The sequence below is a fragment of the Serratia sp. OS31 genome, from assembly GCF_014164835.1.
GTDB classification, from domain to species: Bacteria; Pseudomonadota; Gammaproteobacteria; order Enterobacterales; family Enterobacteriaceae; genus Serratia; species Serratia liquefaciens_A.
The window spans coordinates 1-1,032 of sequence record NZ_JACJFQ010000098.1 but is presented as its reverse complement, the minus strand read 5'-3'; the positions used below and the strand labels follow the sequence as shown (position 1 = coordinate 1,032).

Below are 1,032 nucleotides of genomic sequence, written 5' to 3'. Positions count from 1 at the left end.
GAGTGAAGTCAGTTCCTTTGTAAAAGTGGTTATCGTAGACGGTGTAATAAAGAATAAGTCCCAGCATCACCGTTAAAAACGTCAGCAGCTTTCTAAACGAGTAAAGCAAGTTAATCACAAAAAGGGTGACAGTAGTCATGACAAAAGCCAAGGTAAACCGGCCATAAAACCAACCCGAATTTATCCAGGATAAAAGGGTACTTGATGCCTTAACGCGTTTACGGCCGTTCCTGGCTTTCTTGACTACTGACTTGAAACGCTGACGTTCCTTGCCTTGTGGGAATTGATAGATGTTTGACATAAAACCTCCTTGACTCTAAACCTGGTTAGCACTATCCACCATTACTTTTTTCATTGATTCTGTTCCTGTACCTCATCAATAAAATCTTCTTCAACTTCACTATCTTTGCTCACTGAGTAGGTAAAGCGTAGTTTAGAAGCCTTGCGAGCAACTTTCTCTATTACTTCGTACTTTAGTTGTTGAATCTCAGTTATTTTGTTGATTATGTCAACATTCTTCTTGATGAAGTCTCGGTTAAATATTTTAAATTCAGGATAAGAATAAACCTTTTCTCCATCGATGATTTTGAATAGATTCATTTCTTCTTTTAGTTCATCCACGGTAATGTCGAAGTAACTCCTTCTTCCTACACTTATATTTTTTCGTATTAGCTGATAAAGTGAACTTGCATTATTTTCCGTCAACCTCACGGTTGATAGAAGAACTTGCGTAGTATAGTTATCTTTCAGTCGGCAGATGTACGGCTCTACATGTCTTGAAAAACTCAACTCAATTGTTGATTCACTATCTGCATAATCGCAATATTCGGTAAGATTTAATGACCGTATAGTATCAGGAGGGGATTTTTTTTCTTTCTTCGGTAACAGCGGATCTCCTGCTCTTGCAAAAGGTTCCAAAAGCTGACTCTTAGGTATACTGATGATACTAGATTGTAACTCGCTGGCACCCTCTTTAAGTTGCTTGTAAGCAACAGATATGTCCACATCAGCAATTAAGGAATAGTCTTTAGC

General features: G+C 38.0%; 1 protein-coding gene and 1 pseudogene. Both read right to left on the bottom strand.

The features are described 5' to 3' along the window. A pseudogene (locus tag H5P17_RS26475) lies at window positions 1-301 on the bottom strand (hypothetical protein); the annotation flags it as partial. A gap of 50 nt (window positions 302-351) precedes the next feature. Further along, on the bottom strand, window positions 352-1,032 hold a 681-nt coding region (locus tag H5P17_RS26470; RefSeq protein WP_182825923.1), incomplete at its 5' end, for a replication initiation protein.